Here is a 23567-nt window from a genome sequence, read left to right as displayed (position 1 = left end):
ATAAGCGGTGTCTGTCCGAACAATTTCCCCTTTGGATGGAATACGCATCTCTGTGATTTTCAGCTTTTCTCTCCCGGCCAGGGCCACCGTATCCCGCAGGCGCAGCGTTCCGCTGTATAGCCGTAGATAGACACGCCGCTGGCCGCAATCTGTATACTCCACCTTGAAAACGCTGCCGCATAGGGCGGCGCTCCCCTGTTCCCCAATCGGTTGGAACAGCCCTGTCACCGCATCCATCAACGGTTGAATGCCAAGGCCCTTTTTGGCGCTGCCATAATAGACCGGGAACAGGGAGGCGTCTTGAACCCGCTGCTGTTCCTCCCGCGCAAGTTTTTCCCGGCTGATTGGTTCTCCTGCGATATACTTTTCCAATAATTCATCGTTATTTTCGATGACCGCATCCCATGCTTCTATGTCGGTATTTTCCTCCAGGACTATTTCCGGGGACAGCGACACCGTCTGCTTGATGATAATATCGGCGGAGAGCTTATCCCGAACAGACTGAACCACGCTCTGCAAATCAACGCCAGCCTGGTCGATCTTGTTGATAAAGATAACGGTGGGAATGTTCATTTTCCGCAGGGCATGGAACAGAATACGGGTCTGGGCCTGCACGCCATCTTTAGCGGAGATCACCAAGATGGCCCCATCTAAAACAGCCAAAGAGCGGTACACCTCCGCCAAAAAATCCATGTGGCCGGGCGTATCCACAATGTTAACTTTACATCTGTGCCACTGGAAGGAAGTGACTGCCGCTTGAATGGTAATCCCACGCTGCCGCTCCAAAAACATGGTGTCCGTCCTCGTTGTCCCTTTATCCACGTTTCCCTGTTCCGCAATCGCTCCACTGGTGTATAGCAGACTTTCTGTCAATGTAGTTTTTCCTGCGTCTACATGGGCCAGAATGCCGATATTGATTATTTTCATGTGATTGTCCTCCCTTTACAGCCCCGAAGGGCATAAAAATCCCCAGCAGTAAAATACTTTTACCACTGGGGATTCTAATTTGCGGACATACACATATACAGCATACACCTATTTGTGAGTGCTGTTTTTGGGGATATGTCAAAATTGATAAGGCAAAAGTATTCTTAAATTGGGTACAAAAAACCAAGCCCCCACAAAAGGAGCTATCATAATCCTTTGTTCCCACTATTTGATTATAGTTTTATTTAAGAATACCTTGCCGCATATTTTTTACTCCTTTTCTGGAATGAAGCTATTATATCACATCAGTTTTAGGAAAGCAAGTACTTAAAAGAAATTTTTCTTCCCCTTATATGTAACAATCATACCGGCTTCCTGGTGTTCAGAATGGTTTCTGCTGTCTGCTGTGGTGTTTGATTGGAATTGTCCAGCCAAAAGCCGATCCGTGGTGTTGTCTGCATAAATGTATCGTATATTGATAAAATCAGCATCAGAGAGGAGGAACCATTTTGAACCAGAAACAGACGGATATTACAACAGGAAAGCAAATACGTCATCTGCGAACACAATCGGGAATGACACAGGAAGAACTGGCTGGGGAATTGAATGTTACCCGGCAGGCGCTATCGAATTGGGAGAGAGATGTTAATGAACCCGATTTAAATACGTTGAAAAAAATTTGTTTTCTTTTTGGAGTCCACATGGACGATTTTGCGAAGGAGGTAATAACAAAAATGGAAACATGTGAAAAAAAGAGAAACGACAATTTAATAAGTATGATATGGCAATTGGACTTTTTTATGGTGTCGGGATATTTCTTGGCATTGGTATTTTCTTTGTTGGCGGTTTTATGACAATGTCGGGTGCAGGGTGGGGAGCATCACTATTTGGCGGTGGCTGTTTTTCTCTTGTATTTGGCTTGATATGCCATGCAGTTATTACATTGAGAAGAAATGACAAATGATGACATATCCTGCTTTCTAGACTTTTCGGTCATATCGCGTAAAAAAGCCGCTGCTTTTGGCTTTCCAATAGCGGCGGCAAAGGGAAATATCCTTTGAATACCTTACAGAAGAAAAGTTTTGCAGCATTATAAAAATAAAAGCCTATACCATTTTGGAAAGAAAAGATACATAATAGTCAAGACGGCAACAATCAGAAGTTATGGAGGGTAACAATGGAATATAGTAAGGAAGATTTAATGGAAGCAAAAAGGCAAATTTTGGGAGTGGGAGAGAACATGGGAACAGAGGAAAGTAAAAAAATCTGGGAGAAAAACGCACAATTTTGGGATAATGCAATGGGTGACAAATCTAATGAATTTCACAGAGAGGTAGTGCGTCCCAAAGTAACGGAACTTCTATCTCCTAATCCTGCGGATTACATTTTGGATATTGCGTGTGGCAATGGAAATTATTCTTCGTATCTTGCACAAAGAGGCGCTTCGATTGTCGCTTTTGATTACAGCAAAAAAATGATAGAATTGGCTAAAAGACGGCAATCACAATATGCAAAACAAATTGAATTTTGTGTAGCGGATGCGACCAATAGAGAAAGTATATTAGAATTAAAAAGAAATCGAGCCTTTACGAAAGCAGTTTCTAATATGGCAATTATGGATATTACGGATATTGAACCACTTCTTATGGCTGTTTATGAACTGTTGGAGGAAAGCGGAATTTTTGTCTTTGCAACGCAACACCCTTGTTTTATCACGTTGACTGAAAAATATATGACACCGCACAGTTACTATGGTATAGCGATTGAAGGGCAACCGGAGGAGCAGATTTATTATCATCGTTCCATACAAGATATTTTTAACCTTTGTTTTAGAGCTGGATTTGTCATTGATGGATTTTATGAAGAATGTTTCAAAAACAACAAAGAAATTCCTATGGTAATGATAGTAAGGCTTAAAAAGGTAAAACGTGATAGCTTAAAATAAATTCAAGTTTGCCGGATAAATAGCAAACCTGGCCGAGCCAGTCAACGGTCAAGATGAACGGGCTTCGCCCGCCGTTGACAGCCCCGCCCGGTTTTGCAGTTAGGCAGTCAAGGAGCGACAGCCTAAAGTGCTGCCGCCCCTTACTATCATAAAAAGCAACTACTAACCAGCCACAGCCCTTTTGGGAGGAAAGGGGGATTTTCCATGACCTGTACAGAAGAATATCGGGAACATATCGAGTACACTTTCCATGCCTTTTGCAAAGTCGTTATCCGAAATGCAACGATCAACGCAGCGAGGACACGGAGCAGGAAGCACAAAAGAGAAATATCCCTTGAATACCTCACAGACGAAAAGCACTACCCTTTAGGCACGACAGATGAATATTTCCAAGCCCCGGAGCCGGACGAGGAATACATACTTACCCTTTGCGGCGATACGGTCATTTTCAGCAGCGGCTTACTTGCGGAAGCCCTGTCACGGCTGGACGAACGGGAGCGGGAAATGATTTACCTGTCCTTTTTCAAGCGTATTCCACAGCACGAAATTGGCAGACAGTACGGGCGCAGCCGCAGCACAGCGGGCTACCATATCCGAAAAGTCCTACGGCAGCTCCAAGCGGAAATGGAGGGAATGGCATATGAGAAATAATAGGCTTCTCCCCTATGAAACAATCGTCCAAGCCACCAGCGGGGAGCCGGAAGCGGTGGGAACTGTATTGCAGTATTACCGCCGCCGCATACAATGTGCCGCCCGTGTGAATGGACGGGTAGACCAAGATACAGAGGACTACATCACCCAGACGCTTCTCACAGCTATTTTCAAGTTCCGCTTTGGGAGATAGCCCTACCGCCTACAACTGAATAACCGCCGCTTCGCCGGCAACCAGAAAGCAGTAAATCTATTCAACAGATTTGCTGCTTTTTTTCGTTCCTGTTTGGCATTTTTGAAAATCCCCAGTATGAAAAAACAAAAGGGAAAATTGCCGCCGCAGTTGGCAAAATCCCTTACTTATCCGTGGAGGGTATCAAAGAAAAAAATACTGCCATTGTCCGCCTTTTTCGGCTTGCGTGGTGTTGTAGGGAATAAGGGGAAATTCTAAAAATCTCCGTCCATTTTGCTTTGCGTGGTGTTGTAGGTAGTGAAAGGAAAATTTTCAAGATATGCCGGAATAGCGGGTAGCAAAGCCCTTTTGAAACGTCTTGTTAGCGGAAAGTACGGAAGCCGGGGAACGCCGGAGTTTTTCAGAGCAAGATTCTACCGCAGTACCAAAATTCGCTTATCGCTCATTTTGCCCCTGCGGGAATCTTGTTGGGGAGTGCCTTCCCCAAACCCTGCTTATGCGGCTTACGCCGCTGGAAAATCCCTCAAAATAATTTTTCGGATTTTTCAAAAACAGTTCCGCTTTACACCCTGTTTTTCTCCTATTAGTGAGAGGACACCACGCACAGCCGAAGGAGGTTTTACCATGCGAAAACGATATAACACGCCGCACCGCAGCCGGGTAGTCAAGACACGCATGACCGAGGAAGAATACGCCGAGTTTGCGGAAAGGCTTTCTGCTTACAACATGAGCCAAGCCGAGTTTATCCGGCAAGCCATAACCGGGGCAGCCATACGCCCCATCATAACCGTTTCCCCCGTCAATGACGAGTTGCTTGCCGCTGTCGGGAAGCTGACCGCCGAATACGGCAGGATCGGCGGCAACTTAAACCAGATAGCCCGGACGCTGAACGAGTGGCACAGCCCCTACCCGCAGCTTGCCGGGGAGGTACGGGCGGCGGTTTCCGACCTTGCTGCCCTAAAGTTTGAAGTCTTGCAGAAAGTGGGTGACGCTGTTGGCAACATTCAAACATATCAGCTCTAAAAATGCGGACTATGGCGCAGCGGAAGCCTATCTCACATTTGAGCATGACGAGTTTACCATGAAGCCCACCCTTGATGAAAACGGGCGGCTGATACCGAGGGAGGATTACCGCATTTCTTCCCTCAACTGTGGGGGCGAGGATTTCGCTGTTGCCTGTATGCGGGCTAATCTCCGCTATGAGAAAAACCAAAAACGGGAAGATGTGAAAAGCCACCACTATATCATCAGCTTTGACCCACGGGACGGGACAGACAACGGCTTGACCGTAGACCGGGCGCAGGAGCTGGGCGAGCAGTTCTGTAAAGAGCATTTCCCCGGACACCAAGCCTTAGTCTGCACCCACCCGGACGGGCATAACCACAGCGGCAATATCCATGTGCATATCGTCATCAACTCCCTGCGGATTTATGAAGTCCCGCTTCTGCCCTACATGGACAGACCAGCCGACACACGGGAGGGCTGCAAGCACCGCTGCACCAACGCCGCTATGGAATATTTCAAGAGTGAAGTCATGGAGATGTGCCACCGGGAGGGGCTTTACCAAATCGACCTCCTAAGCGGCAGCAAGGAACGGATAACCGAACGGGAATACTGGGCGGCAAAGAAAGGACAGCTTGCCCTTGATAAAGAGAACGCTGTCAGAGAAGCCGCAGGACAGCCGACCAAGCCCACCAAGTTTGAAACGGACAAGGCGAAGCTGCGCCGGACGATACGGCAGGCACTTTCCCAAGCTGGCAGCTTTGACGAATTTTCTTCCCTTTTGCTGCGGGAGGGTGTGACCGTCAAGGAGAGCCGGGGGCGGCTTTCCTACCTCACGCCGGACAGGACAAAGCCTATCACAGCCCGGAAGCTGGGGGACGATTTTGACAAGGCTGCTGTCCTTGTCCTGCTTACGCAGAACGCCCACAGAGCCGCCGAACAGAGCAAAGCCATACTCGAATACCCTGCCGCGGTTAAAAAGCTGTCACAAGGGGAAAAAACCACAAAAACCACCCCGGCAGACAACACCTTGCAGCGCATGGTTGACCGGGAAGCCAAGCGAGCCGAGGGCAAGGGCGTGGGCTATGACCGCTGGGCGGCAAAGCACAACCTAAAGCAAATGGCAGCTACCGTTACCGCCTATCAGCAGTACGGCTTTTCTTCCCCGGAGGAACTGGACGAAGCCTGTTCTGCCGCCTATACCGCCATGCGGGAAAGCCTTACAGAGCTGAAGCAGATGGAAAAGACGCTGAACGGGAAAAAGGAGCTGCAACGGCAGGTGCTTGCCTATTCCAAGACCCGCCCTGTCCGGGACGGGCTGAAACAGCAGAAAAACGCCAAAGCAAAAGCAGCCTACCGTCAGAAGTACGAAAGCGACTTTATCATAGCAGACGCAGCCGCCCGCTATTTCAGGGAAAACGGCATTTCCAAGCTGCCGAGCTATAAAGCCCTGCAAGCAGAGATTGAAACCCTTATCCAAGAGAAAAACAGCGGCTACAACGATTACCGGGCAAAACGGGAGGAATACCGCCGCTTACAGACTGTCAAGGGCAATATCGACCAGATTTTACACCGGGAGCGCAAGCCTGTGAAAAGGCAGGAACAGGAACGATAAAAACCGCCCCAAAATGTACCCGAACCTATACAGAACAAGGGGGCTGCCCCGTACCCTATCCGCAAATACCAAAGGATTTTTTAACGGGCTTATAGGGCAGAAAAAACCCGAAAATGATACCGAGATGATACAGAATTACCGCCGATACCGCCACACCAGCGGAAACGGCAGAAAGGAGCGCACCCATGCCAAGAATGAGCAAGAAACGGCGGCTGGAATGGTCTTTTTTCCTGCGGCAAGTGAAAGTCGGGAATTCCACCTGCGATCGTATCACATACAATGACCTCTGCCGGGGCTGTACCCATAGCTGCAAGCAGAGCTTCCGGGCGGTTATCATACTCTGCCCCCACTACTACTCCAAACGCCGGAAAAAGGAGGACAGGGACAATGGCAGATAACCGCAAGTATTACTACCTCAAGCTGAAAGAGAACTTTTTTGACAGCGACTCCATTGTGCTGCTGGAAGATATGAAAGACGGGATTTTATACTCCAATATCCTCTTGAAGCTGTACTTAAAATCGCTGAAAAACGGCGGGAAATTGCAGCTTGACGAGCATATCCCCTACACAGCGCAGATGATAGCGACACTGACCCGCCACCAGATAGGGACGGTTGAGAGGGCTTTAGAGATTTTCCGGCAGTTGGGGCTTGTGGAGCAGCTTGACAGCGGGGCTTTCTATATGACCGACATTGAGCTGATGATAGGACAGTCCTCTACCGAAGCCGAGCGGAAACGGGCTGCAAGACTGGAAAACAAGGCACTTTTACCGCCCCGGACAAAAGGCGGACATTTGTCCGACATTCGTCCACCAGAGATAGAGATAGAGTTAGAGAAAGAGATAGAGATAGAAAAAGAGAGAGAGGGAGAAACGGGACACCCCGCCCCCGCCGCTTATGGCAGATACAACAATGTGATACTGACCGATACAGAGCTTTCCGGGCTAAAAACAGAGTTGCCCGACAAGTGGGAGTATTATATTGACCGGCTTTCCTGCCATATCGCTTCCACCGGGAAACAGTACCACAGCCATGCAGCCACCATTTACAAGTGGGCGCAGGAGGACGCTGCCAAAGGCAAGGCTGCCCCGAAACAGGGCATACCCGATTATTCATGCAAGGAGGGCGAGAGCTTATGAAAAACGGAATTGAAGCTATGATTACGGACATTACAGCCACTACCGCCGAAGCGGAGGACTACACAGGCGAGGACGGGCTTTTATACTGCGGTAAGTGCCATACGCCCAAAGAAGCCTATTTTGCAGAGGGAAAGACTTGTTTCGGGCGTGACCGCCACCCGGCAGAGTGCGACTGCCAGCGGGCAGCCCGTGAAAAGCAGCAAGCCGCCGAAAGCCGACAGAAGCACCTTGAAAAAGTGGAGGACTTGAAACGCCGGGGCTTTACCGACCCTGCTATGCGGAACTGGACATTTGAGCATGACAACGGCAGAAACCCGCAGACCGAAACCGCCCGCTTTTATGTGGAGAGCTGGGAAACCATGCAGGCTGAAAATATCGGCTACCTGTTTTGGGGCGGCGTGGGGACGGGAAAAAGCTACCTTGCCGCCTGTATCGCCAACGCCCTTATGGAAAAAGAGGTTGCCGTCTGCATGACAAACTTTGCAACGATACTGGGTGACCTTGCCGCCAGCTTTGAGGGCAGGAACGAATATATTTCCCGCCTTTGCAGCTACCCTCTGCTGATACTTGATGATTTCGGTATGGAGCGAGGAACAGAATACGGGCTGGAACAGGTTTACAGCGTGATTGACAGCCGTTACCGAAGCGGCAAGCCGCTGATCGCCACGACCAACCTCACGCTGGAGGAATTGCAGCACCCGCAGGACACGCCCCACGCCCGTATCTATGACAGGCTGACTTCCATGTGCGCCCCCGTCCGCTTCACGGGCAGCAACTTCCGAAAGGAAACCGCACAGGAAAAGCTGGAACGCTTAAAGCAACTGATGAAGCAGCGAAAGGAGAGCCTATGACAGAAACGAAACAGACAAGCACCACCAAAACAGACCGCCGCCCGGACTGTGTGACGGAAATCCGCATGGGCAACTCCGTCCTTACCGTTTCCGGCTTCTTCAAGCAGGGCGCAACCGACACCGCAGCCGACAAGATGATGAAAGTGCTGGAAGCGGAAGCTGCTACACAAAAAACGGCGATTTGACCGACCATAAAGAAGCAGATTTGACGCTTTTGCCGCTATACAGACAGCCGCCCCATGTGGTACAATCAAGGTACGGAATAGTGGGGCTGGCTGTCGGAAACGGAGGATTTTATGTTAAGACAGACCAACCAACAACCAATTACCGCCCTTTACCCAAGACTATCCCATGAGGACGAGCTGCAAGGCGAAAGCAATTCCATTTCCAATCAGAAGCGTATCCTTGAAACCTATGCAAAGCAGAACGGCTTTTCCAATCTGCGCTGGTACACGGACGACGGTTATTCTGGTGCGAACTTTCAAAGACCCGGTTTTCAAGCCATGCTTGCGGACATTGAAGCCGGAAAAGTCGGGACAGTTATCGTAAAGGATATGTCGAGGTTAGGGCGAAACTACCTGCAAGTGGGAATGTACACGGAAATGATTTTCCCACAGAAAGGTGTCCGCTTCATCGCTATCAATGACGGAGTGGACAGCGCACAGGGCGACAATGACTTTGCCCCGCTGCGGAATATCTTTAACGAATGGCTGGTGAGAGATACGAGCAAGAAAATCAAAGCAGTAAAACGCTCAAAAGGCATGAATGGCAAGCCCATCACAAGCAAGCCTGTGTATGGCTACCTCATGGACGAGGATGAAAATTTCATTATTGACGAGGAAGCTGCACCCGTAGTCAAGCAGATATACAACCTCTGTCTTGCCGGGAATGGTCCGACCAAGATAGCCCGTATGCTCACAGAGCAGCAAATCCCCACGCCGGGAACGCTTGAATACCGCAGGACGGGCAGCACCCGCCGCTACCACCCCGGCTATGAGTGCAAGTGGGCGACCAATACCGTAGTGCATATCCTTGAAAACCGGGAATACACAGGCTGTCTGGTAAATTTCAAGACAGAAAAACTTTCTTACAAAGTCAAGCACAGTGTAGAAAATCCCCCGGAAAAGCAAGTGATTTTCGAGAACCACCACGAGCCTATCATAGACACCCAAACATGGGAACGGGTGCAGGAGCTTCGCAAACAGCGCAAACGCCCAAACCGCTATGATGAAGTGGGTTTGTTCTCCGGCATACTGTTCTGTGCGGACTGCGGCAGCGTGATGTATCAGCAGCGATACCAGACGGACAAGCGCAAGCAGGACTGTTATATCTGCGGCAACTACAAGAAACGCACCCATGACTGTACGGCGCACTTTATCCGCACCGACCTCTTGACCGCTGGTGTACTCTCCAATCTGCGGAAAGTGACCAGCTATGCGGCAAAGCATGAAGCCCGGTTTATGAAACTCTTGATTGAGCAGAACGAGGACGGGGGCAAACGCAGGAACGCCGCCAAGAAAAAGGAACTGGAAGCCTCCGAGAAACGCATAGCCGAGTTATCCGCTATCTTCAAGCGGCTGTATGAGGACAGCGTGACCGGGCGCATATCAGACGAGCGTTTCACAGAGCTGTCGGCAGACTATGAAGCAGAGCAACGGGAGCTGAAAGAAAGAGCCGCTGCTATTCAAGCGGAGCTTTCCAAAGCACAGGAAGCCACCGTGAACGCAGAAAAGTTTATGAATGTTGTCCGGCGGCATACCAGCTTTGAAGAACTTACCCCTACTCTGCTGCGGGAGTTTGTAGAGAAAATCGTTGTGCATGAGTGCAGCTATGACGAGAACAAGACCCGCAGACAGGACATTGAGATTTATTATTCTTTTGTTGGCAAGGTGGACTTGCCCGAATAACCGCCCGACCTATCCGACACAATGCGCAAGTGCCGGATAGGAACGGCAAAATTTTTTACACTTCTATTACTTCTTTATCGCACATCAGTAAAGTCCCAGGGCATGAAGCAGCTCATGGCGGGCGGCGGCATCATCGTGTTGGGTACGACCCTGATCCCTCTGCTGTCCACCCTGTTTTAAGGGCGTAAAGCATGGGATTTCTCACCGACTGGCTGACAGACTGGCTAAAAGAGCTGCTGATCGAGGGTATCATGGGCAACCTCACGGGGCTTTTTGATACGGTCAATTCCCGTGTCGGAGAGATTGCGGTGCAAGTGGGAACCACCCCGGCGGCATGGAACGCCGGGGTATTCTCCCTGATCCGGCAGCTTTCCGAAACGGTGATATTGCCGATTGCCGGATTGATCCTCACCTTTGTTGCCACCTATGAACTGATCCAGCTCATTATCGAGAAGAACAACCTGCATGATCTGGACTACTGGATCTTCTTCAAGTGGATATTCAAAACGGCCTGCGCCATTTTGATTTTGTCCAACACTTTCAATATTGTCATGGCCGTGTTTGATGTGTCCCAAAGCGTCATCGCTCGGGCAGCCGGGATCGTGCAAGGCTCAACGGACATTTCGGAGGCCATGCTTGCCGACTTGGAGGCCACGCTGGAAGCGCTGGGACTTGGCTCTCTGTTGGGGCTGTGGCTGCAATCCCTGCTCATTCATGTGACCATGTGGGCGATCAATATTGTTATCTTCGTTATCGTCTATGGCCGCATGATTGAAATATACCTGCTGACCAGCTTAGCCCCCATCCCCGTTGCCACGCTCTCTAACCGGGAGCTGGGCAATACCGGGCAGAACTATTTGAAGTCCCTGTTTGCCGTGGGCTTTCAAGGGCTATTGATTCTCGTCTGCGTTGCCATCTATGCGGTGCTGATACAGGGCATCGCCACGGGCGGCGACCCCATCGGCGCGATATGGGGCTGCATGGGCTATTCCGTGCTGCTTTGCTTCTGCCTGTTCAAGACTGGCTCCATCGCCCGCAGTGTGTTCAGCGCACATTAAAGGAGGGATGAATATGACCTTGGGACAAAATGTCCCAAAGCTGGATGCGCTGCACCTCATGGACGGGATCGAGGGCTTGAGCTCTCTGCCAAAACATAGCGTGGATATGCTTTTGACCGATCCGCCATACGGCACGACCCGGAACTTTTGGGATGTGCCGCTGCCGCTCCCGGAGCTGTGGGAGGCGGTGCGCTGGGCGGTAAAGCCCAACGGAGCTATCCTGTTTTTTGCTCAATGCCCCTTTGACAAAGTGCTGGGCGCGTCCAACCTCGCCATGCTCCGCTATGAGTGGGTATGGTACAAGTCCCGGGCAACAGGATTTCTCAATGCCAACCGTGCGCCGCTGAAAAAGTCCGAGAACATTCTGGTGTTCTATCAAAAGTCCCCGGTGTACCATCCGCAATTCACCTATGGGGAGCCGTACCGCAAGACCAATCCCCGCAGCGGGTGCAGTACCAACTACGGCAAGTTTGAACGGACAGGCTCAGAGTCCAGCGATGGGCGGCGTTATCCGGGAAATGTGCTGTTCGTGCCGACGGTGACGGGCGGCATCCATCCTACGCAAAAGCCCGTGGAGCTGTGCGAGTATTTCATCAAGACCTACACCGACGAAGGAGCAGTGGTAGCGGACATCTGCGCGGGCAGCGGCACGACTGCCGTTGCCGCCATGAACACAGGTCGCCGCTTCATCTGCTTTGAAAATGCCCCCTCCATCTATACCATCGCCGCCCAGCGCATCGAGCAGGCGCGGCTGGCCGTGGCCGGGGGCGGGAAAGGAGAATAGCTATCGAAAAATACCCCATCATTTACGCAGATCCACCGTGGCGCTACTCGGCAAAGAAAGTGCAGGGCGCGGCGGAAAATCATTATCCCACCATGAGCATTGAGAAATTGTGCGCGCTGCCTGTGGCCGAGCTTGCGGCCAAGGACAGCGCCCTTTTTATGTGGGCGACCTTTCCCCAACTCCCGGAGGCTCTGCGGCTGATCCGTGCGTGGGGCTTCACCTATAAATCCGTTGCGTTCGTCTGGCTGAAGAAAAACCGCAAGGCGGACAGTTGGTTTTATGGGCTGGGCTTCTGGACGAGGGCCAACGCCGAGGTTTGCCTGCTGGCAACCAAGGGACACCCCAAGCGGCAGGCCGCCGACATTCATCAATTTATCATTTCGCCCATTGAAGCCCACAGCAAAAAGCCGGACGAAACCCGTGATAAGATCGTTGCCCTCATGGGCGATCTGCCCCGTGTGGAGCTGTTCGCACGGCAGACCTCTCCCGGCTGGGATGTGTGGGGCAACGAGGTAGAGCCGACGATCCCGGACTTTGGGACAAGTTGTCCCAAACTGGAGGTGATAGACTGATGCCCTATGTGAATGTCCCGAACGACCTTTCCAAGATCAAGACAAAGATCGCGTTCAACCTCACCAAGCGGCAGCTCATTTGCTTCGGCATTGGGGCGGCTATCGGCGTTCCCACCTACCTTTTGACCCGGCAGGTCATCGGCAACACCGGGGCGCTGTTCGCTATGCTGACGATCATGCTCCCGGCGTTCCTGCTGGCGATGTACGAAAAGGACGGCTTACCCTTTGAAAAGGTGATCCGCAATATCATCCGGGTCAAGTTTACCCGCCCCGGCATCCGACCGTACCGAACGGAAAATATCTATGCCTCATTTGCACGGAAGGAGGAGCCTATTGAGCAAAGCAAAAAAGCAGAAAAACGCAAATAAGCACCGGGCGCTGTCCGCCCAGCAGACCATTCCTTATATCGCCATGCACCCGGACGGGATCTGCCAAATCCCCGGCGGGCTTTACACAAAGACGCTGGAATATGAGGACATCAATTATGCCGTGGCGTCCACGGAGGATCAGACTGCCATTATCAGCGGGTGGAGCGCGTGCCTGAATTATTTTGACAGCTCTCTGCCATTCCAGCTTTCCTTTGTCAACCGCCGCAGCCGCAATGCCAACCGCTACAAAGTGAATATCCCGGCGCAGGAGGATGCTTTCAACAGCATCCGGGGCGAATATGTGGAAATGCTCAAAGGCCAGATCGCCAAGAGCAACAACGGTATTGAGCGGTACAAGTACATTACCTTTGGCCTGCCCGCCGAGGGTGTGGCGGAGGCGCGTCCACGGCTGGGGCGCGTGGAGGCGGATGTCATGGGCAATCTGAAACGGCTGGGCGTCCAGTCCCGCCCGCTGGATGGCCGGGATCGGCTGGCGGTGCTGCATGGGCAGATGCATCCCGGCGGGCGTGAGCCGTTCCGCTTTGCGTGGAAGGACATTCCCAAGACGGGCATGGGGACAAAGGACTACATCGCCCCGGACAGTTTCGACTTTCGGCAGAGCCGGACTTTCCGTGTCGGCCAGATGTGGGGCGCGGCGTCCTATTTGCAGATCATGGCGTCGGAGCTTTCGGATAAGCTGCTGGCGGAGATTTTGGAGCTGGACGCCGAGCTGACCGTCACCATGCACATTCAGACGGTAGACCAGCTCAAGGCCATTAAGACGATCAAGGGAAAGATCTCCGACATAGGCCGCATGAAAGCAGAGGAACAGAAAAAGGCTGTCCGTGCCGGGTACGACATGGAGATTTTGCCGCCTGACCTCATTACCTTTTCCAAGGACGCCGCCGAGCTGCTCTCCGACCTGCAAAGCCGCAACGAGCGAATGTTCCTGCTGACCTTTACGGTGGTGAACCTCGCTCCCACCCGGCAGCGCCTTGAAAACGATGTGTTCACGGTGAGCGGCATCGCGCAGAAATATAACTGCGCTCTGCGCCGTCTGGTCTGGCAGCAGGAGCAGGGCTTTGTGTCCTCGCTGGCTCTCGGCTACAACGGCATTGAAATTCAGCGGGGCATGACTACCAGCTCCACGGCCATCTTCATTCCCTTTATGACCCGGGAGCTTCGCATGGACGGGCAGGCGCTTTACTACGGCATGAACGCTCTTTCCAACAATGTCATCATGGCTGACCGCAAAAAGCTGAAGTCCGCCAACGGAATGTATCTCGGCTCTACGGGCAGCGGCAAGAGCTTCGCCGCCAAGCGTGAGCTGATCAATGTGTTCCTCGCCACCAATGACCGCATCATCGTGGTTGACCCGATGGGCGAATATGCCCCGCTGGTGCGGCGCTTGGGTGGGCAGGTCATCGAGATCGCCCCGGACAGCCCGCACCACATTTCGCCTATGGATTTGCAAATGAACATCAACGACGAGGACAGTCCGCTTTCCATGAAGGCGGATTTTCTGCTGTCCCTGTGTGAGCTGATCGTAGGCGGCAAGGAGGGCTTGCAGCCCATCGAGAAAACCGTCATTGACCGCTGTGTGCGGCTGGTCTACCGGGAAATGGCGCTCGGGCTGGAAACGGCCAAAACGCCGCTGCTGCAAGATCTGTATGAGGAGCTGCTGCGCCAGCCCGAGCCGGAGGCGCGGCGGGTGGCGACGGCGCTGGAGCTTTACTGCACAGGCTCTCTCAACCTGTTCAATCATCCCACCAATGTTGACCTCAATTCCCGTGTGGTCTGCATCGTCTTAAAAGGCTTGGGCGAAAACCTCCGCAAGATCGCCATGCACACCACCAATGAATTTGTCACGGCGGCGGTGAACGCCAACCACGCCGAGGGCGTGGCGACTTGGTGCTACTTTGACGAGTTCCATATCCTGCTCCGTGATCCGCTGACGGCCAGCTACTTTGTGGCGGTCTGGAAAATGCTCCGCAAAAAGGGGTGCGTCCCCTCGGCGCTGACGCAGAATGTGAAAGACCTGCTGGCCAGCCGGGAGATTGAGAACATTCTGGACAACACGGATTTCATGGTGCTGCTGTCGCAGGCGCAGAGCGACCGTGCGATCTTGGCAAAGCAGCTTGGCATTTCCGAGCATCAGCTCTCCTACATCACGCACTCCAATTCCGGCGAGGGCTTGCTGTTCTATGGAAATGTCACCATCCCGTTTGTAGACCGTTTCCCCCGAGGAGAGATCTACGACCTGCTGACGACCCGCCCGGAGGATCTTGCCCATGAGCGAACAGACGAGTAACCCCACTTCGGGACAAAATGTCCCGAAGTCCAAGTTTCGGTGGAAAAGCCGGCAGGAGCAGACGGCGGCGTCCAAGCTGAGGATGGAGCGCCGGGGCGAGAAGCTGGACGCCGCCCGGGAGAAGCTGGCAAAACAGAAGCCGCCGAAAAAGCCCGGTGCGGTCAAGCGTCTTGCCCATACCGCCGGACACGGCGTCCACGGCTTTGTTCATGGCAAGCTCTATGAGGTCGAGCATGAAAATGTCGGCACGGAGGGCGCGCACCGTTCCGAGCTGGCGGCAGAGTCCGTGTACCGCTTCGGCAGGCGCAAGCTCCGCAAGGCCATCCGGGAACACCCGGCAAAGGCGGTGGAGCGTGCCGAAAGCAAGCATATCAAGGCCACAGCGGATTATTACTACCGCAAGACCGTGGAGGAACACCCGGAAATGCAGGAGGGCGGCGCGGTGTCCCGGTATCTGCAAAAGCAGAAGATCAAGCGACAGTACGCAAAGCAGGCGCGGGAGGCTGCCAGACAGACCGCCAAGGCCGCCGAGGGTACGGCGTCCGTCACGGGCAAGCTGGTGGAAAAGGTGTCCGCCTACATCAAGGAACACCCCGGCGGGTTGCTCCTGCTGCTGGCGGCGTTTCTTCTGCTGGTGGTGCTGCAATCGTGTATGTCCTCGCTGGTAACGGTGGGCAACGGCGTGGCCGGAGCCATCGGCGCGTCTACCTATGCCGCCGAGGACGCTGACCTGCTGGGGGCGGAGGCCGCCTACTGCGCTCTGGAGGACGAGCTGCAACGCTACCTCGACACCTACACCCGCACCCACGATTATGACGAATACCATTTTGACCTTGACACCATTGAACACGATCCCTATGTGCTGCTGTCCATCGTCTGTGCGCTCCATGAGGGTGAGTGGACGCTGGACGAGGTGCGGGGGACGCTCCAAATGCTCTTTGACCGCCAGTACATTCTGACCGAGGATGTGGTGGTGGAACAGCGGTATTACTTGGAAACAGACACTTGGACGGACGAGGACGGCAACACCCACAGCGACACCTACCGGGTGTATTACGATTATTACATCTGCACCGTGACGCTGGAAAACTTCAATCTCTCCCATCTGCCCGTCTACATCATGGGCGAGGAAACCCTGTCCCGGTATGCCTTATACATGGCGACGCTGGGCAACCGCCCCGACCTGTTCCCGTCCTCGCCCTATGTGGGCAAGTACACCAACAAGCCCCCGGCACATGAGATCCCGGAGGACTACCTTGCCGATGAAACCTTTGCCGCCATTCTAAAAGAGGCGGAAAAGTATGTGGGCTATCCCTATGTGTGGGGCGGCAGCAGCCCGTCCACATCCTTTGACTGCTCCGGCTTCGTCAGCTATGTTTACAATCAATGCGGCTGGGACTTTGGGCGGCTGGGGGCGCAGGGGCTATACAACATCTCCACTCGGACAAGCAGCCCCAAACCCGGCGACTTGGTATTTTTCACGGGGACTTATGAAACGCCGGGGATCTCCCATGTGGGCATCTATGTGGGCGACGGCTGGATGCTTCATTGTGGCGACCCCATCAGCTATGCCAACCTCAACACGAGTTACTGGCAGTCCCATTTCTACGCCTACGGAAAATTGTTTTGACAGGAGGTTTCTATGGCTATCTCCAAAAGCGCGAAAATTCAGACCGAGATCGAAAAGGTCACGGCCAAGATCAACGAGCAGCAGGCACGGCTCAAGGAGCTGGAACAGAAAAAGCTGAAGGCCGAGAACAGCGAGATCGTGGAGATCGTGCGCAGCATGAGCGTTTCGCTCACCGACCTGCCCATGCTGCTCCAGACCATCAAGAGCGGCGGCACTTTGGGACAGAATGTCCCGAAGTCCGATTCCACAGACAAGGAGGACAGCGAATGAACAAGTGGATGAAGAAGCTGACGGCGGCGCTCTGCGCCGCTGTTTTGATGTGCGGCATGGCGGTCACGGCCTACGCTGGGGGCGGTGAGGAATGGGACGGCCTTGCCCCGGTGGAGGCGCTGCCCGCCGAAACCGTTGACCCCGGCGAGGGCTTCACCGAGGACGGCAACCTTGTGACCCGTGATCTGCTCTACGACAAGGCCACCAACAAGCAGTTCATCACGGTGCAGACCAGCGGCGGCAATACCTTTTACATTGTCATTGACTACGACAAGCCCACCGACGAGGACGGCGAGCAGTACCAGACCTATTTCTTGAACATGGTGGACGAGGCCGACCTGCTGGCGGCGATGCAGGCGGCGGGCGGTGAGCTGCCGGAGTGTTCCTGCGCCGATAAATGCGCCGTGGGCGCTATCAACACGGCTTGTACCGTCTGCGCCGTGAACATGGGTGAGTGTCAGGGCAAGGCTTCCGAACCTGTGCCTGTGGTAGAGCCGGAGCCTGACCCCGAGCCGGAGCAGCCCAAGAGCAGCGGCGGGACGATCCTGCTGGTGCTGGCCGTGGCGGTCATCGGCGGCGGGGCTGGCTGGTATTTTAAGATCTACCGCCCCAAAAAGCAGCAGGCCGCCGACGCTGCGGAGGACTACGGTGACGATTACGACGATACCCCGCCTTGGGAGGACGAGGAGGAAACGGAAAGTGAGGGAGAGGAATGAGATTTACCAACAGCCCCTATGAGAACTTTATGAAAGAAAAAAGCTACTTTAAGGGTGCTCCGCCCAACCTGCCGCCCAAAGGCTCCCGCTGCGACGGCTGCCCCTACTGGCGCGGGATCGGCTGCGTGTTCTGCTACCGGGAACAGCTCACGCTAAAGACAGGGGGCAAACATGAGCCGTGAACTGACTCGGCAGGAAAAAACGGCGATTCGTAAGCTGGTGACAAAATGGTGCGCCAACTACGATAAAGACTATGGCTGCCTGCCGCTGGATGCTCCTTGCTATATGCTGGGCAAGTGCTGGACAGGGGCGTATTGTCGCTACTTTTGTTCGGCGGTGCTGCCCCTTGATCCCGTGCTGGAAAGGTCGTTGACCGTGGAGCGTATCACAGAAACCCGGCCTTGCCCGGTATGCGGCAGGGCTTTCCTCCCGGATGGGCGGCAGCGGTACTGCTCCCCGGTCTGCGCCGGGGCTGCCCTGCGGGAGCAGAAGCGGGCGTATATGCGCCGCAAGCGGAGGTAGCGCGTGGAAAAATAGCCCCGGAAAACGCCCGCATTTACAAGGCTTTTCCGGGGCGCTTTTGGGGTGGGCGGTATGTTTTCCCGTCCGCCCCTGTTTTTGCAGAAATGCTTTCCACATCCAAGCGCCGGAGCTTTGGGACATTTTGTCCCGAAGTCCCGGCTGAAAGGAGAAATAATGCCTAAATATTATGAGATCAGCGAGGCGGCGGCAAAGCGGGCAAAGGACATGAACAGCTATTCCGACTATGCCCCCGGCTCGGCCACGGCGGGCTACCGGGCGATGGTGGATGAAGCCTATGCGCTGGCAGAGAAGCAGAAAGCGCGGGTCGATCCCATGTACCACGATAAGATCGACGCTCTTGTTGACCGCTACGCCCGCAGATTGGCGGAAAACCTCAATGAGCGCAACGCCATTGACGCCCGTGTGCCGTCTATTCTGATCACCGGGGGCGGCAATTTCCCCGTGGCGAAAAAGGCCAAGCAGAACGCCGCCCGGGATCGCAACTACGGTGAGTACGCCGAAATTGAAAAGCTGCTGGACAAGATCCGCTCCATAGGCCGGGGCGGGATCAGCGCCGACGATGACCTTGCCGTGGAAAAGCTCACAAAAAAGCTGGAGGGAATGGAGTCTCAGCAGGCCATGATGAAGGCGGTCAATGCCTACTACCGCAAGCACAAGACGCTGGAGGGCTGCCCCGAGCTGACGGCGGAGCAGGAGGAAAAGGTCAAGGCGGCCATGTCCCAAGACTGGTGCAAAGATCCCGTTCCGTTTCCGTCCTATCTGCTCACCAACAATAACGCCAATATCCGCCGTGTGCGCCAGCGCATCGAGGAGCTGAGCCATAAGGCGGAGTTCGTCGGCTGGACATTCCCTGGCGGTGAGGCCAAGGTCAACGAGGCGGAGAACCGCTTGCAGCTCATTTTTGCGGATAAGCCGGACGCCGATACCCGGCAGGCACTCAAAAGCGAGGGCTTCAAATGGGCGCCCAGCCAAGGGGCATGGCAGCGGCAGCTCAATCAGAACGCCATCCGTGCCGCCGCAAGGCTGGACTTCCTGCGCCCGGAGGACGGCAAAAGCCCCTATCAGCTTCAGCCCTTTGCGAAACGGGCGGAGAAAGATGTATCACGGTGAGGAGGGTATATGGACAAAAACCAAGGCTATGAGATCATCAAGGCCGTCATGCTGGAAAACGGCAGGGGCTTTGCGCTGGGGCATAACCCCGCTGCGCCCTCGCCCTATGTCACATGGGCTTGCTATGATGACAAGGACGGCCAGCGGCAGTATGAATGGGGGCATTACGGCAGCGACCGCGCCGCTCTGGAACAGGACTTTACGGCGCGGGTACAGGAGTACCAGCGCCTTTACAATGTCAGTGTCAGGCGGGTCGAGGCCCCCGGCCTTTACAAGTATTATTCCACCCAGCGCCCCGTGGACATTGGGACATTCCCCAAGCCGCCCCGCAACGCCCCAGATGAGATCGTCAACTATGATCAGCGCATCCCGGTTGAAAATGGGTCTTTTCTGGCGTGGGGGCATTTGACCTACACACGGCCATTGACGAAGCGGCAGGCGTCTGACTATGAGCTGCGGCCTGCGCCCGACAATCCCGACAGACCCCGTTCGATCCGGGAGCAGATGAAAACCGCCGCAAAACAGGTCGAGGCTGACCGGGGCCAAGCTGCCCCAAAGAAAAATGCCCCTGACCGGGGCGACAGATAGGAGGACATTTATGGATCAGGAACGCAATCCCAACAAGAACGCCGAGCTTGCGATGGAGCAGAACGGGAACATGATCGACGGCATCATCAACAATCTGCCTGTGCCGCCCCGGTCGGAAAAGCCGCTGGACAAGGTGCGGGAACACCCGCCCAAGCGCCGCAGCCGGGAGCGTGAGGAGCGGTGACAAAAAAGCGGCGGCGTTCTGTCCATCTTCATGTGATGGTGACGCCAGAGGAGCAGGCGCTGATCGCTGACCGCATGACCGAGGCTGGGATCTCCAACATGGGAGCCTATATGCGGAAAATGGCACTCAACGGCTATGTTCTCCATGTTGACCTCTCGGACATCCGGGAGCTGGTAGCTTTGCAGCGGCGGTGTGCCAACAACCTAAACCAAGTGGCTGTCCATGCCAACACCTACGGCATCTATCCCTCGGAGATCGCGGCGCTCCAAAAGGACTATGCTAACCTTTGGGAGCCGCTGTCCGAGCTGCTGAAAAAGCTGTCGGCAGTGGTGGAATTATAAATAAACCAAGGGTAGAGCAACGATACCGTTGCTCTACCCTTGGCCTTATGGTCATCGACACCGTCCACACCGCGGTAAAATTGCACCAGATGCAATTTTTGCAGGGTCAATGGGATTCAGCGTAGTGAAATATTTGTGGCACTCTGTGCATTGATAAACATTGCCTGCCATAATATCGCCAACATGATTTTGTAAAACCAAAGTATTGATCTGGAAGTTGTATTGAGAATACTTAAATGAAGTTTGGCGATTTCGACCATCGCGTTCATTGGGGGATGTAAGCACGGGAAATACATTTTGGGTATAATTGGGATATGCTACTTGAATAGCAGGCAAAATGTCAGAATCCCCCGCAACTAAAGCGAAACAATCGTCCGAATGTTCTATTGCATCTCTAACTAATAGAGCAACAACTGTGGTGTCAACCTGCTTTTCTTGATAGCGCAAATCTGGATGTAACAAATTCAAGAGCATCCATTCCTGTAAATCAATACGGAAAATACAGTTTGGATCATATCCAGCTGCAATGGCCGCATTTGTAAATTTCTCACGATCTGCAATATTTTGCTTTGTAACATCAATATTCCATTGCGTAACAGTAATAGCCTGCCCACCATACGGGTGTGTAATGCGCTTGCCTACCCAATTATCAAAATCGGCAGGAATATTAAATAGAGAGGTGACAAAATAGCAGTTTCCGAGTTCGGTACACTCCGGATGCTGTTTGGCAATATGCTGTAACATCAGGGAATTTAACTTGTTAAAGTCAATTGTGAAATAACGCGGGTTCACTAAAAAACGATCAAATACATTGCCTTCAACAACCTTGAATAGCCATGTCCCATCAATGTAGACGTGTAATTTAGACATACTTTCACATCCTCCCCCCGCAAAAGCGAGCATAATATACAAATTATTATAGCATTTTCCAGAGGATAATCAATACCATTTTCTTTCTATTTTCCGCCATTATCGACATCCTTGCGTGCCTATTTTCCCAGCGGTATAATATGGGTAGAAGGACTGACCAACCCGATTTTTTGATGGAGGTAGCCGCTTATGATCGTTCTCAAAATCCTTGCCGCCCCCGTAATGGTGGCGCTGTCCCTGCTGGCCGCTATGGTCACATTCCTGTTCTGCGTGGCATCCGCCGTATGTGAGCTGGGCTGCATCGTGCTGACGCTGCTCTCCCTGATCCTGTTTATCGGCGGGCAGACGGTGGGTGGGATTGTGTTCCTCGTCCTTGCGTTCCTCGTTTCTCCCTTTGGCGTTCCTGCCATCGCTGAGTGGCTGGTGGACAAGCTGCACTCGGCCAAGTTCGCCCTGCGGGATTTCATCACTGGCTGATACTTCGGGACAAAATGTCCCAAAGCTGAAACGACGGCGGCTGACCACAGCCGCCGTTTGTCATATCGGAAGGAGGGCTGCCTACGGCCACGACCTACTACAAGAAGCACAAAATCAGCAAGGGCGAAACCATCGCGCAGTCCTTGAAAGAGCGGTTTGACTACGGGCAAAACCCGGACAAGACCGAGGGCGGCGAATTGATCTCGTCCTACGGCTGCGATCACATGACTGCCGATGCCGAGTTCCTTTTGAGCAAGGCCAAGTACAAGGCCGCCACAGGCCGGGAGCAGCGGCGGGACGCGGATGTGCTTTGCTATCAGATCCGCCAGTCATTCAAGCCCGGGGAGATCACGCCGGAGGAGGCCAACCGCATCGGCTATGAAACGGCGATGCGCTGGACAAAGGGCAAGTACGCCTTTTTCGTTGCCACCCACACGGACAAGGCGCACATCCATAATCACATTTATTACAACTCGACCTCGCTGGACTGCACCCGGAAGTTCCGGGACTTTATCGGCTCTGGCCGTGCGCTGCGGCGGCTCTCTGACCGCATTTGTCTTGAAAATGATCTGTCCGTCATTACCAATCCCAAACTGCACAGCAAGGGACGATTTCTCCATTACGGGGCATGGCTGGGGACGGAGCGGCAGCCCCCATACAAGGAGCAGCTACGGCTTGCCATCAATGAAGCTCTTGCTAAACGCCCCGCCGATTTTGACGCTTTTCTCCGGCTCATGGAGGCGTCCGGCTTCACGGTCAAGCATGGGCGCGGCGGTACGATCTCTTTTCTTGTTCCGGGGCAGGAGCGGGCGACCCGGCTTCAGGCGTCCACCCTCGGGGACGGCTACGATCCCGAGGACATCAAGACCGTCATCGCCGGGGAGCGCCCGATCCCGGAGCAGCCTGTCCCTGCGCCTGCTACCCCTCGCCGTGTCAATCTGATCGTGGATATACAGGAGCGCCTGCGCTCCGGCAAAGGCGCGGCCTATGCGCGGTGGGCAAAGGTTTATAACCTCAAGCAGATGGCGGCGGCGCTTCAATTCATGCAGGAGCAGAATATCACCGAGTATGACCAGCTCTCTGCCAAGGCCGAGGACGCCGTTTCCCGTTTTCATTCCCTGACCGAGCAGCTCCGGCGGACGGAGGCTGACCTGTCCACAACATCCGAGCTGATGGGAGCCGTGGTGCGGTACGCCAAGACCCGCCCTGTCTTTGATGGGTACAAGGCCGCCAAGTACAGCCGGAAATACCTTGCCGAGCATGAGGCGGAGCTGGCGGACTACCGAGCGGCCAAGGCCACAATGGGAGAGCTGCTGGGCGGTGAGAAGCTGCCAAAGATGGCAGAGCTGAAAGAAAAGCGCCGCCAACTGGCGGCGCGGAAAAAGGCACTCTATACCGAGTACCGCTCGGCGCAGGAGGAGATGCGGCAGGCCGTGGCGGTCAAGGCCAACATCGACCATCTGCTGGGTGTCACGGACGGCCAGCGCAAAAAGGAACAGGAGCGATAGCGCACGGTG

Annotated in this window: 30 protein-coding genes and 1 pseudogene; 28 read left to right on the top strand and 3 right to left on the bottom strand. The window is 53.9% G+C overall.

The features are described 5' to 3' along the window. Positions 1–927 (bottom strand): GTP-binding protein (locus KQI12_RS05845; protein WP_216571292.1); only part of this gene is annotated, 927 nt, incomplete at its 3' end. Between the two features lie 509 nt (positions 928–1436). On the opposite strand from KQI12_RS05845, the gene KQI12_RS05840 reads away from it, so the two are divergent. The 6 genes from KQI12_RS05840 to KQI12_RS05815 all read left to right on the top strand — a co-directional run bounded on the left by KQI12_RS05840 (position 1437) and on the right by KQI12_RS05815 (position 6333). Next, positions 1437–1781: a helix-turn-helix domain-containing protein gene (locus KQI12_RS05840; RefSeq protein WP_242978241.1), complete on the top strand. Its 345-nt coding sequence runs from the start codon at positions 1437–1439 to the stop codon at positions 1779–1781. 323 nt (positions 1782–2104) lie between these two features. Next, positions 2105–2872 carry a class I SAM-dependent methyltransferase gene (locus KQI12_RS05835; protein ID WP_003505400.1) on the top strand — a complete coding sequence of 256 codons (768 nt, stop codon included), beginning with the start codon at positions 2105–2107 and terminating at the stop codon, positions 2870–2872. Between the two features lie 204 nt (positions 2873–3076). Then, the gene (locus KQI12_RS05830; protein ID WP_003505338.1) at positions 3077–3523 is read left to right on the top strand and encodes an RNA polymerase sigma factor; all 447 of its coding nucleotides are present in this window, start codon (positions 3077–3079) and stop codon (positions 3521–3523) included. Next, positions 3513–3716, top strand: coding sequence for a helix-turn-helix domain-containing protein (locus KQI12_RS05825; protein ID WP_003505336.1), 204 nt, complete (start codon positions 3513–3515; stop codon positions 3714–3716). Before KQI12_RS05830 ends, KQI12_RS05825 begins: the two co-directional genes overlap by 11 nt. A 624-nt stretch (positions 3717–4340) precedes the next feature. Further along, the gene (locus KQI12_RS05820; protein ID WP_002569238.1) at positions 4341–4739 is read left to right on the top strand and encodes a plasmid mobilization relaxosome protein MobC; all 399 of its coding nucleotides are present in this window, start codon (positions 4341–4343) and stop codon (positions 4737–4739) included. Then, positions 4711–6333 (top strand): relaxase/mobilization nuclease domain-containing protein, encoded by a 1623-nt coding sequence (locus KQI12_RS05815; protein WP_002569237.1) that lies wholly within the window; start codon positions 4711–4713, stop codon positions 6331–6333. The genes KQI12_RS05820 and KQI12_RS05815 overlap by 29 nt, the downstream gene beginning before the upstream one ends. Before the next feature lie 55 nt (positions 6334–6388). Here KQI12_RS05815 and KQI12_RS05810 read toward each other — a convergent pair whose 3' ends face one another. Then, on the bottom strand, positions 6389–6592 hold the full coding sequence (locus KQI12_RS05810; RefSeq protein ID WP_202188044.1) for a hypothetical protein: 204 nt from the start codon (positions 6590–6592) through the stop codon (positions 6389–6391). On the opposite strand from KQI12_RS05810, the gene KQI12_RS05805 reads away from it, so the two are divergent. From KQI12_RS05805 to mobC, 20 genes and pseudogenes are all read left to right on the top strand, one after another. Then, positions 6519–6731: a hypothetical protein gene (locus KQI12_RS05805; RefSeq protein ID WP_002569236.1), complete on the top strand. Its 213-nt coding sequence runs from the start codon at positions 6519–6521 to the stop codon at positions 6729–6731. The two genes, KQI12_RS05810 and KQI12_RS05805, sit on opposite strands and share 74 nt — an antisense overlap. Continuing rightward, the gene (locus KQI12_RS05800) at positions 6721–7470 is read left to right on the top strand and encodes a phage replisome organizer N-terminal domain-containing protein (RefSeq protein ID WP_002569235.1); all 750 of its coding nucleotides are present in this window, start codon (positions 6721–6723) and stop codon (positions 7468–7470) included. The genes KQI12_RS05805 and KQI12_RS05800 overlap by 11 nt, the downstream gene beginning before the upstream one ends. Then, complete coding sequence (locus KQI12_RS05795; protein ID WP_002569234.1) at positions 7467–8321, top strand: ATP-binding protein; 855 nt, start codon at positions 7467–7469, stop codon at positions 8319–8321. Before KQI12_RS05800 ends, KQI12_RS05795 begins: the two co-directional genes overlap by 4 nt. Beyond that, positions 8318–8506 carry a transposon-encoded TnpW family protein gene (locus KQI12_RS05790; protein ID WP_002569233.1) on the top strand — a complete coding sequence of 63 codons (189 nt, stop codon included), beginning with the start codon at positions 8318–8320 and terminating at the stop codon, positions 8504–8506. The genes KQI12_RS05795 and KQI12_RS05790 overlap by 4 nt, the downstream gene beginning before the upstream one ends. A 111-nt stretch (positions 8507–8617) precedes the next feature. Further along, positions 8618–10228: a recombinase family protein gene (locus KQI12_RS05785; protein ID WP_002569232.1), complete on the top strand. Its 1611-nt coding sequence runs from the start codon at positions 8618–8620 to the stop codon at positions 10226–10228. A 90-nt stretch (positions 10229–10318) separates the two neighbouring features. Then, a pseudogene (locus tag KQI12_RS12780) lies at positions 10319–10408 on the top strand (Maff2 family mobile element protein); the annotation flags it as partial. 11 nt (positions 10409–10419) lie between these two features. Continuing rightward, positions 10420–11286 carry a VirB6/TrbL-like conjugal transfer protein, CD1112 family gene (locus tag KQI12_RS05775; protein ID WP_117473799.1) on the top strand — a complete coding sequence of 289 codons (867 nt, stop codon included), beginning with the start codon at positions 10420–10422 and terminating at the stop codon, positions 11284–11286. Between the two features lie 7 nt (positions 11287–11293). Continuing rightward, positions 11294–12070: a site-specific DNA-methyltransferase gene (locus KQI12_RS05770; RefSeq protein WP_371817968.1), complete on the top strand. Its 777-nt coding sequence runs from the start codon at positions 11294–11296 to the stop codon at positions 12068–12070. A 2-nt stretch (positions 12071–12072) separates the two neighbouring features. Then, positions 12073–12642, top strand: a complete 570-nt coding sequence (locus tag KQI12_RS05765) for an MT-A70 family methyltransferase (protein ID WP_371817973.1) — start codon at positions 12073–12075, stop codon at positions 12640–12642. Beyond that, positions 12642–13010, top strand: a complete 369-nt coding sequence (locus tag KQI12_RS05760; protein WP_216571283.1) for a PrgI family protein — start codon at positions 12642–12644, stop codon at positions 13008–13010. The genes KQI12_RS05765 and KQI12_RS05760 overlap by 1 nt, the downstream gene beginning before the upstream one ends. Beyond that, positions 12946–15321, top strand: a complete 2376-nt coding sequence (locus KQI12_RS05755) for a VirB4-like conjugal transfer ATPase, CD1110 family (RefSeq protein WP_371817967.1) — start codon at positions 12946–12948, stop codon at positions 15319–15321. Before KQI12_RS05760 ends, KQI12_RS05755 begins: the two co-directional genes overlap by 65 nt. After that, a complete protein-coding gene (locus KQI12_RS05750; protein ID WP_216571280.1) occupies positions 15302–16951 on the top strand; it encodes a C40 family peptidase in 1650 nt (549 codons plus the stop codon). The genes KQI12_RS05755 and KQI12_RS05750 overlap by 20 nt, the downstream gene beginning before the upstream one ends. 12 nt (positions 16952–16963) lie before the next feature. Then, entirely contained in the window at positions 16964–17221 is a 258-nt protein-coding gene (locus KQI12_RS05745) for a DUF4315 family protein (RefSeq protein ID WP_216571277.1), read from the top strand. Further along, positions 17218–17937: a DUF4366 domain-containing protein gene (locus KQI12_RS05740; protein ID WP_216571274.1), complete on the top strand. Its 720-nt coding sequence runs from the start codon at positions 17218–17220 to the stop codon at positions 17935–17937. Before KQI12_RS05745 ends, KQI12_RS05740 begins: the two co-directional genes overlap by 4 nt. Then, the gene (locus KQI12_RS05735; RefSeq protein WP_216571272.1) at positions 17934–18119 is read left to right on the top strand and encodes a hypothetical protein; all 186 of its coding nucleotides are present in this window, start codon (positions 17934–17936) and stop codon (positions 18117–18119) included. Before KQI12_RS05740 ends, KQI12_RS05735 begins: the two co-directional genes overlap by 4 nt. After that, positions 18109–18459: a cysteine-rich VLP protein gene (locus KQI12_RS05730; RefSeq protein ID WP_216571270.1), complete on the top strand. Its 351-nt coding sequence runs from the start codon at positions 18109–18111 to the stop codon at positions 18457–18459. The genes KQI12_RS05735 and KQI12_RS05730 overlap by 11 nt, the downstream gene beginning before the upstream one ends. A 174-nt stretch (positions 18460–18633) precedes the next feature. Continuing rightward, positions 18634–19590 (top strand): hypothetical protein, encoded by a 957-nt coding sequence (locus KQI12_RS05725; protein WP_216571268.1) that lies wholly within the window; start codon positions 18634–18636, stop codon positions 19588–19590. 9 nt (positions 19591–19599) lie between these two features. After that, positions 19600–20178, top strand: coding sequence for a hypothetical protein (locus KQI12_RS05720; RefSeq protein WP_216571266.1), 579 nt, complete (start codon positions 19600–19602; stop codon positions 20176–20178). Positions 20179–20188: 10 nt separating this feature from the next. Continuing rightward, positions 20189–20362, top strand: coding sequence for a DUF4316 domain-containing protein (locus tag KQI12_RS05715; RefSeq protein ID WP_216571264.1), 174 nt, complete (start codon positions 20189–20191; stop codon positions 20360–20362). Further along, entirely contained in the window at positions 20359–20703 is a 345-nt protein-coding gene (gene mobC, locus KQI12_RS05710; protein WP_216571262.1) for a plasmid mobilization relaxosome protein MobC, read from the top strand. Before KQI12_RS05715 ends, mobC begins: the two co-directional genes overlap by 4 nt. 51 nt (positions 20704–20754) lie before the next feature. On the opposite strand, the gene KQI12_RS05705 is transcribed toward mobC, so the two are convergent. Then, the gene (locus tag KQI12_RS05705) at positions 20755–21573 is read right to left on the bottom strand and encodes a hypothetical protein (protein WP_216571260.1); all 819 of its coding nucleotides are present in this window, start codon (positions 21571–21573) and stop codon (positions 20755–20757) included. 189 nt (positions 21574–21762) lie between these two features. Here KQI12_RS05705 and KQI12_RS05700 point away from each other — a divergent pair, with 189 nt between their 5' ends. Both KQI12_RS05700 and KQI12_RS05695 read left to right on the top strand, forming a co-directional pair. Then, on the top strand, positions 21763–22050 hold the full coding sequence (locus KQI12_RS05700; RefSeq protein WP_216571258.1) for a CD1845 family protein: 288 nt from the start codon (positions 21763–21765) through the stop codon (positions 22048–22050). 143 nt (positions 22051–22193) lie between these two features. Further along, positions 22194–23558, top strand: coding sequence for a relaxase/mobilization nuclease domain-containing protein (locus KQI12_RS05695; protein ID WP_216571256.1), 1365 nt, complete (start codon positions 22194–22196; stop codon positions 23556–23558). Positions 23559–23567: the final 9 nt, after the last annotated feature.

It is taken from the genome of Pseudoflavonifractor sp. MSJ-37 (assembly GCF_018917965.1).
Taxonomy (GTDB): Bacteria; Bacillota; Clostridia; order Oscillospirales; family Oscillospiraceae; genus Pseudoflavonifractor_A.
This window is presented reverse-complemented; position numbering and strand designations above follow the sequence as displayed.